The 8,418-nt window shown below is 69.5% G+C and carries 8 protein-coding genes; 5 read left to right on the top strand and 3 right to left on the bottom strand.

Going from position 1 to position 8,418, the window contains the following annotated elements:
- A partial coding sequence (locus tag FNH08_RS37495) for a family 43 glycosylhydrolase (RefSeq protein WP_228034590.1) occupies positions 1–1,504 on the top strand: 1,504 nt, incomplete at its 5' end.
- A gap of 35 nt (positions 1,505–1,539) precedes the next feature.
- Here the strand turns inward: FNH08_RS37495 and FNH08_RS37490 are convergent.
- Positions 1,540–2,016, bottom strand: coding sequence for a GNAT family N-acetyltransferase (locus tag FNH08_RS37490; protein ID WP_152775993.1), 477 nt, complete (start codon positions 2,014–2,016; stop codon positions 1,540–1,542).
- A 76-nt stretch (positions 2,017–2,092) separates the two neighbouring features.
- On the opposite strand from FNH08_RS37490, the gene FNH08_RS37485 reads away from it, so the two are divergent.
- Positions 2,093–2,896, top strand: coding sequence for an exodeoxyribonuclease III (locus FNH08_RS37485; RefSeq protein WP_322726125.1), 804 nt, complete (start codon positions 2,093–2,095; stop codon positions 2,894–2,896).
- 63 nt (positions 2,897–2,959) lie between these two features.
- On the opposite strand, the gene FNH08_RS37480 is transcribed toward FNH08_RS37485, so the two are convergent.
- Both FNH08_RS37480 and FNH08_RS37475 read right to left on the bottom strand, forming a co-directional pair.
- Positions 2,960–4,204, bottom strand: a complete 1,245-nt coding sequence (locus FNH08_RS37480; protein WP_194238746.1) for a recombinase family protein — start codon at positions 4,202–4,204, stop codon at positions 2,960–2,962.
- A gap of 275 nt (positions 4,205–4,479) precedes the next feature.
- The gene (locus FNH08_RS37475) at positions 4,480–5,100 is read right to left on the bottom strand and encodes a MerR family transcriptional regulator (protein ID WP_152775994.1); all 621 of its coding nucleotides are present in this window, start codon (positions 5,098–5,100) and stop codon (positions 4,480–4,482) included.
- 186 nt (positions 5,101–5,286) lie between these two features.
- On the opposite strand from FNH08_RS37475, the gene FNH08_RS37470 reads away from it, so the two are divergent.
- The 3 genes from FNH08_RS37470 to FNH08_RS37460 all read left to right on the top strand — a co-directional run.
- A complete protein-coding gene (locus tag FNH08_RS37470) occupies positions 5,287–6,918 on the top strand; it encodes a flavin-containing monooxygenase (RefSeq protein WP_152775990.1) in 1,632 nt (543 codons plus the stop codon).
- Positions 6,915–7,877 (top strand): alpha/beta fold hydrolase, encoded by a 963-nt coding sequence (locus FNH08_RS37465; protein WP_152775989.1) that lies wholly within the window; start codon positions 6,915–6,917, stop codon positions 7,875–7,877. The genes FNH08_RS37470 and FNH08_RS37465 overlap by 4 nt, the downstream gene beginning before the upstream one ends.
- Before the next feature lie 5 nt (positions 7,878–7,882).
- Positions 7,883–8,418 (top strand): SDR family NAD(P)-dependent oxidoreductase (locus FNH08_RS37460; RefSeq protein WP_407704532.1); only part of this gene is annotated, 536 nt, incomplete at its 3' end.

Genomic DNA, 8,418 nt, shown 5'->3' with positions numbered 1-8,418 from the left:
CACCCGTACCCGCCCCCGCCACTGGTCGATCCTCGGGGCAGTCCTGCTGTCCCTGCTCGCGTCGCTGTCACTGTCACTCGTCGCCACGCAGCCCACCGCCGCGGCCGACGGCAAGCCGTACACCAACCCGGTCAAGGCGCAGAAGGGCGCCGACCCCTGGCTGGAGTACTACAACGGCAACTACTACCTGGTGACGACCACGTTCACCAACAAGCTCCTCATGCGGAAGTCACCCACCCTCGCCGGGCTGAGCACCGCCCCGAGCGTGGAGATCTGGTCGGACACCACCGCGGGCCGCAACGCCAACATCTGGGCGCCGGAGATCCACTTCCTCGACGGCAAGTGGTACCTGTACTACTCGGCCGGACAGAGCGGCGCCGCCTGCTGCGACACCCAGCGCACGCACGTGCTGGAGAGTTCCGGCTCGGACCCGATGGGGACGTACACGTACAAGAACAGCCTCACCGGATCCAACCTCACCCCCGGCGGCTGGCTCATCGACGCCAGTGTGCTGAAGCACGACAACAAGCTGTACCTGGTGGGCAGCGGCTTCATCAACGGCAGTACGCAGAGCCTGGTCATCGCGCCCCTGAGCAACCCGTACACGCTGGCGAGCTCCACCTTCACCATCATCTCCAGCCCCACGCTGAGCTGGGAGACCTCCGGAAACCCGGTCAACGAGGGCCCCGAGCCGCTCTACCACGACGGCCGGACCTTCCTGACCTTCTCCGCCAGCTCCTGCCAGACCCCCGACTACAAGCTGGGCCAGCTGGAACTCACCGGCAGCGACCCGCTGAAGGCCGCCTCCTGGACCAAGAAGCAGACGCCGGTCTTCCAGCGCAACGACGCGGCCGGGGTCTACGGGCCCGGCCACAACGGCTTCTTCACCTCGCCCGACGGCACCGAGAACTGGATCGTCTACCACGGCAACAGCGCCTCGAACGGTGGCTGCGGCAACGGCCGTACCACCCGCGCGCAGAAGTTCACCTGGAACGCCGACGGCACACCCAACTTCGGCACCCCGGTCGCCACGGGGACGACGCTGGCCGGCCCCTCCGGCGAGACCGCCACGACCCCGACCGCGTACACCCTGGTCAACCGCAACAGCGGCAAGTGCCTGGACGTCGACGGCGGCAACACCGCCGACGGCACGAACATCTTCCAGTGGACGTGCACCGGCGGCGCCAACCAGAAGTGGCGCATCGAGGACATGGCCGACGACACCAGCCGCCTGGTGAACGTGGCCACCGGCAAGGTCGCGGACGTCGCCGACTGCTCCTCCGCCGACGGCGCCGACATCCGCCAGTGGTCCTGGCTCAACAACAACTGCCAGAAGTTCCGCCTGATCTACACCGGCGGCGACTACGTACGGATCGTCAACGCGAGCACCGGCAAGGTCGCCGACGTCGCCAACTGCGGTACGGGCAACGGTGTCGACGTACGTCAGTGGACCTGGCTGAACAACAACTGCCAGCAGTGGCGGCTCGTGCCGACCACCGGCTGAACCAGGCGCGCCTCAAGGTCGTAACCCAGGTCGTACTACAGCCGCTTCGCGAAGCACATGCTCAGCTCGTGGAAGCGGTAGTAGCCGAACTTGGCGCACGGCTCGTAGCCGCTGGAGGTGTACAGGGCGACGGCCTCGGGCTGCTTGGCGCCCGTCTCCAGCACCATACGGACACGGCCCGCCGCACGCGCGTCGTCCTCCAGGGCGGCCAGGATGCGGCGGGCCAGTCCTCTGCCGCGCACCTCCTCGACGACGTACATCCGCTTGAGCTCGGCGTCCCCGTCCGTGTACCCCTCGTCGTTCTCGTCCTGGGTGCGCCAGCCGCCCGTCGCCACGGGGCTGTCGGACTCGTCGTAGGCGATGAGGTACACGCCTCGCGGGGGCTCGAACTCCGTCGGGTCGAGCGGAGTGGCGTCGCCGTCGTCGCCGTACCGGGCGGCGTACTCGGCCTGTACCTGGTCGTTGAGCTTGACGGCGTCCGGGTGGTCGAAGGCGACACGGCGTAGGTTCATGCCGCAAATCGTACTTCTGTACGGGCTTGGTCGAGGGCCGGGCGTGGGAGGTGTGGCACCCCGGTATCGTGCCCGGGTGCTCACTGTGACCTCAGTAAATGTGAACGGGCTCCGGGCCGCCGCGAAGAAGGGCTTCGTGGAGTGGCTCGCGGGGACCGAAGCGGACGTGCTGTGCCTCCAGGAGGTGCGCGCCGAGCCCCAGCAGCTGCCGGCGGAGGTCCGGGAGCCGGACGGCTGGCACGTGGTGCACGCGCCCGCCGCCGCGAAGGGCCGGGCCGGGGTGTCGCTGTACACCCGCCGTGAGCCCGACCGTGTCCAGATCGGCTTCGGCTCGGCCGAGTTCGACGCGAGCGGCCGGTACGTGGAGGCCGACCTGCCGGGCGTCACCGTCGCCAGTCTCTACCTCCCCTCCGGCGAGGTCGGCACCGAGCGGCAGGACGAGAAGGTGCGCTTCATGGGGGAGTTCCTCGCCTACCTGAAGGCACTGCGCGAGCGCTCCGCCGCCGACGGACGCCAGGTCGTGGTCTGCGGCGACTGGAACATCGCCCACCAGCAGGCCGACCTGAAGAACTGGCGCGGGAACCAGAAGAACTCCGGGTTCCTGCCGGAGGAGCGAGAGTGGCTCGGGCGCGTTCTCGACCCGGACGACGGCGGGTACGTCGATGTCGTACGGGCCCTGCATCCGGACGTCGAGGGGCCGTACACGTGGTGGTCGTACCGGGGGCGGGCTTTCGAGAACGATTCAGGTTGGAGAATTGACCTCGCCGTCGCGACCCCTGGCCTTGCTGGGAGGGCGGTCAAGGCGTTCGTGGAGCGGGCCGCCAGCTATGACGAACGGTGGTCGGATCACGCTCCCGTGACGACCGTCTTCGACATGTGACATGTGACATGCGACATGGGGGTGTGCCGGCATCTGGCACACCCACACGTGTCGTAGGGCAGATCAGGGACGTGACCCGATCGTGAAGGCCAGGCGGGAGGTGTCGGGTCCGGCCAGTCTCTCCGGTCCGCCGCCCGGCCGCCCCTTGGTAACTGTGACGCGAATTCCGTCCCTGAGGAGTTGTTCCCGAGTCACCTCGCCGTCTGTGGCGAACGCCTCGCGGTAGCGGCTGACGGTGTAGTCGTCGAGCCAGTCGGCGCGGATCGTGGCGGGGGCGGGACAGGTTGTGCCGCGGGCAGTAGCGCGGCAGGTGTAGTCGCCGTACGCATAGGCCTGCCGTGCGGCGAAGTACATGCGGCCACCGCACCCGGCGCAGTGCGCGACCCTGATCAGCAGCGACGTCTCCCGGCGCTTGGGGTGGATGCCGTTCGAGCGGGTGCTGAGGACGCCCTGAAGAGCCTGGAACTCCTCTTCGGTGAGCAGCGGAGGGCCAATCAGCACAGGTGCGCCCTCAGGGTCGCGGACCGTCTTCCCCTTGTGCACCCGGTGGCCCATCAGCGCCGGGGTGCGGAGGATTTTGCACAGACTGCCAGCTGTCCAGCGGAAACGCTCGAAGTCGCGTCCGTGGCGCCGTCCACCTGTGGGACGTCCCTGAAGTTGGGCGTGGCGGTCACGTGGCACCAGAACGCCCGCCGTTTCGAGTTTGTGGGCGATGGCGACCAGGGACAGTCCCGAGTGCACATCGTCCACAATCGCGCGGACAACGGCAACGGTCTCGGGGTCGGGAGCCAGACACCAGCCCGCGCCGGAGGGATGAGGCGCCTTCTTGTACCCGAACGGCACAAGGCCACCGCCGTATCGGCCCGTCGCGCGCAGTGCTTCGTGGGCGCTGGTGAGACGGGCGGAAATGGCGCGCGCCTCCTGTTCGGCGGCGTAGGCCAGATTCATGCAGAGTCGAATGGCGTCGCCGTCCGCCTGCGGTGTGACTACAAGCGGCTGGTGTTCTTCAGGCAGCCCGAAGACGAGTGTCCTCGCATGCTGTTGGCTCCACTCGATCAACTCGGACATGTGGGCGACAGAACGCACGGCCCGGTCCACGTGTGACCACACGATGGCGTCGTATTCGTCCGGGCGTCGCAGCCACGGCGACAGTGAAGGTCTTTCGAAGGGGGACATCTTGCGTGCGGATACCCCCAGATCTGCGGCTTCGGCGATCAGGGCGAAGCCCAGTTGCTCAGTGCACTGCTGGATGCAGGCGCGCTGTCTGTCGGGTGAGGTGGTCACTTCGGTCAGGTAGCTGAGACGCACAGCTCCAAGAGCTCGCGGGTGTTCGGTCAGAGTCGAAGCCGATGGTGATGGCTTAGGACTACGCTTGGGCACGTCGACGCTCCACGTAAGTGTCGGCCATACCCCGGGGCTGGTCGCACAGCCGCCGGGGCCTTTTCGATCTCACTCTCGGAGCGCGAACCCGATTCCGTGTGCTGTCTCCCGGAATGTGCTTCGGTAGAGTGAATTTTCATCGAATGCAAGCTATTCATGGATGCATCGGGCTCTCGGAGGGCGTGGACCAGTCGCCAGACCGGCTAAGGCTGCCCGCGCAGTTTCCTGTCCAGCGCCAGTGACAGCTCCGCCTCCACCACGCTCCGAGCCAGCGGGCGCAGGCGGGGGAGGTCTTCCTCCGAGGCGTGGGTGAGGACCAGTTCGGTGAACAGTTCCGCGAGGGCGTCCGCATGGTCGCGTACGCGCTTGCCCGTCTCCAGGACGGCGGAGAGCGGGATGCCCTCGCGGACCAGTGCGGACGACACCTCCAGCAGGCGGCGGCTGATGTGCACGATCTCGCCCCCGTCGGTGCCGAGGTAGCCGAGGTCCAGGGCGGCGGTGAGGTTCTCGGGGGTCGCCTGGCCGCCGAAGTGGTCGGCGAGATCCTCGGGCGAGAGCCGGACCGGTACCTCCTCGGTCGGGGCGCCCAGGCCGAGGAGTTCGGCGACGTCGCGGCCGTGGTCGAAGGCCTCGGCGAGTTCGGCTATGCCGCTGAGGGTGTGGCCGCGGTCCAGGAGCGCGGCGATGGTGCGCAGACGGGCCAGGTGCGTGTCGTCGTACCAGGCGATGCGGCCCTCGCGGCGGGGTGGCGGGATCAGCTTGCGCTCCCGGTAGAAGCGCAGGGTGCGTACCGTGATGCCGGCCTCCTCGGCCAGCTCCTCCATGCGGTACTCGCGTCGTCCGCCGTGTTCTCCCGATCCGTCAGCCACGACCGGAAGCCTATGTTGTACCGCTGGTAACTTCGTCGGTTCCGCCCCCTACCCATCGGTACGGCCCTGCCCTACCCTCCCCATTGCGCCAGTGTTCACTGGCGCGGTGGCGAGGCCGGTACGAGGCAAGGAGGCGTCGGGATGGCCGAGCAGGGGCAGGGCCGGGAACCGGAAGCGGAACCGGAACCACAGCAGGAGCCGCGCGAGCAGGAGCCCCGCGAGCACGTGCGGGTGGCCGTCGTCGGCTCCGGGTTCGGCGGGCTGGGCGCCGCCGTGCGCCTGCGGCGCGAAGGGGTGACGGACTTCGTCGTTCTGGAACGCTCCGACTCCGTCGGCGGCACCTGGCGCGACAACAGCTACCCGGGCTGCGCCTGTGACGTGCCGTCCCATCTGTACTCGTTCTCCTTCGCGCCCAACCCCGACTGGCCGCGCGCCTTCTCCGGGCAGGAGCACATCCGCGCCTACCTCGAGCACGTGACGGACGTCTTCCGGCTGCGCCCGCACATCCGCTTCAACTCCGAGGTGACGCGGATGACCTGGGACAGCGAGCGGCTCCGCTGGGACATCGAGACCAGTGCGGGGCGGCTGTCCGCCGACGTCGTCGTCTCCGCCACCGGGCCCCTGTCCGACCCCAGGATCCCGGACATCCCCGGGATCGACTCCTTCCCCGGCAAGGTCTTCCACTCCGCCCGCTGGGACCACGACTACGACCTGCGCGGCAAGCGGGTCGCGATGGTCGGCACGGGCGCGTCCGCCATCCAGATCGTGCCGGAGATCCAGCCGAAGGTCGGCCGCCTCACCCTCTTCCAGCGCACCCCGCCCTGGGTGATGCCCCGCGTCGACCGCGCCATCAGCGGCGTCGAGCGGTGGCTGCACCGGCAGTTGCCCTTCACCACCCAGGCGCGGCGCGGACTCCTGTGGGGCGTACGGGAACTGCAGGTCCAGGCGTTCACCAAGCACCCGAACGAGCTCGGCCTGGTCGAGCGCATGGCGAAGCGGAACATGGCCCGCGCCATCAAGGACCCGGCCCTGCGCGCCAAACTCACGCCCGACTACCGCATCGGTTGCAAGCGCATCCTGCTGTCGAACACCTACTACCCGGCACTCACGCGGCCCAACGTCGACGTCGTGGCCTCCGGCCTCGCCGAGATCGACGGCTCCACCGTCGTCGCCGCCGACGGCACCCGCGCCGAGGTCGACGCCATCGTGTTCGGCACCGGCTTCCACGTCACCGACATGCCCATCGCGGACCGGGTCGTGGGCGCGGACGGGCGCACGCTCGCCGAAGCCTGGTCCGAGAGCGGCATGCAGTCCCTGCGCGGCGCCTCGATCGCCGGCTTCCCCAACTGGCTGACGATCATCGGGCCCAACACGGGCCTCGGGAACTCCAGCATGATCCTGATCATCGAGGCCCAGCTGAACTACATGGTCGACTTCGTACGGCAGTTGGGCGTACTCGGCGGCCGTGCCGCCCTCGACGCCCGCCCGGCCGCCGTCACCGCCTGGAACCTCAGGGTCCAGGAACGCATGAAGCGCACCGTGTGGAGCACGGGTGGCTGCACCAGCTGGTACCTCGACGCGAGCGGCCGCAACACGACCATCTGGCCGGGCACGACGACGGAGTTCCGCAACGCCACGCGCCGAGTGAACCTGGGCGAGTACGAGGTGCTGCGCGCCCCGGACCCGTCGGTCGCCCCGTCGCCCGCCACGGGGAAGTCCGCTACGGAGAAGTCCCCCACGACTACGACGACGAAGGTGGAGGCCGGAGCATGACCCGACTGATGCACGTGAGGAGCGGCCCGTACGCCCCGCCCGTCCCCGTACGGGAGTTGACCGCGGTCTCCGCCGACGGCGCCCGGCTGCACGTGGAGGTGCACGGACCCGAGGACGGGCCCGCCGTGGTGCTCGCCCACGGCTGGACCTGCTCGACCGCCTTCTGGGCGGCGCAGATCCGGGACCTCGCCGCCGACCACCGGGTGGTCGTCTACGACCAGCGCGGCCACGGACGCAGCCCGGCCACCCCCACGTGCAGCACGGACGTGCTCGCCGACGACCTGGAGGCGGTGCTGAAGGCCGCGCTCGCGCCCGGTGAGCGGGCCGTGGTCGCGGGTCACTCCATGGGCGGGATGACCGTCATGGCGGCCTCCGCCCGGGCGGCGTTCCGGGAGCACGTGGTGGCGGCCCTGCTGCTCAGCACGGGCAGTTCGAACCTCGTCGCCGAGTCGCTCGTCGTCCCGATCCGCGCCGGCCGGCCGCGCACCTGGCTCACCCGGAAGATTCTCGGCTCCCGGCTCCCTCTCGGGCCGGTTACGCCGGTCGCCAGGGCGATCCTCAAGTACGGGACGATGGGCCCCGGTTCGTCGCCGCTGATGGTCGAGGCGTGCGCGCGGATCGTGCACGCCTGTCCTCGGCGGGTGCGCTACACCTGGGCGCACGTCCTCGATCTGCTCGATCTCGACCACGGCATACGGGAGTTGCGGGTGCCCACGGCTGTCGTGGTCGGCACCGCGGACCGGTTGACCCCGCCCGTCCAGTCGCGCGCCATGGCCGCCGCGCTGCCGGAGTGCGTCGGTCTCACCGAACTGCCGGGCGTCGGGCACATGACGCCGGTGGAGGCGCCCGAGCTGGTGTGCTCGCGGATCAGGGAGCTTGTCACGACGTACGTCTCGGGTGCCACTACTGGTACCGGTGCGGGTACCGGTACCAGTACCGGCGAGGAGGCGAACGCATGAGCGGCATGAGCGGCGGCGGAACGCGCCTGGCCGGGAGGGTCGCGGTCATCACGGGTGCCGCTCGGGGCGTCGGCGAACTCCTCGCCCGCAAGCTCTCCGCGCGGGGAGTCAAGGTCGCCCTCGTCGGCCTGGAACCGGACGCGCTGAAGCAGGTCTCGGAGCGGCTGCACGGCGAGAGCGCGTACTGGCACGCCGACGTCACGGACCAGGAGGCCATGGCCCGGGTCGCACGGGAGGTGGGGGAACGCTTCGGCAGGATCGACATCGTGGTCGCCAACGCGGGCGTCGCGAACGGCGGTCCCTTCGCCGCCTCCGACCCCGAGGCCTGGCGGCGCGTTATCGAGGTCAACCTCATCGGGTCGGCGGTCACGGCACGCGCCTTCCTGCCCGCGCTCACCGAGAGCCGGGGCTACCTGCTCCAGGTCGCCTCGCTCGCGGCGATCACCCCGGCGCCCATGATGAGTGCGTACTGCGCGTCCAAGTCGGGCGTGGAGGCGTACGCGCACTGTCTGCGCGGGGAGGTGGGGCACAAGGGGGTCGG

The organism is Streptomyces spongiae, from assembly GCF_009377185.1.
GTDB classification, from domain to species: domain Bacteria; phylum Actinomycetota; class Actinomycetes; order Streptomycetales; family Streptomycetaceae; genus Streptomyces; species Streptomyces spongiae.
The sequence above is the reverse complement of the archived record's forward strand: the minus strand, read 5'-3'. Positions and strand labels throughout refer to the sequence as shown.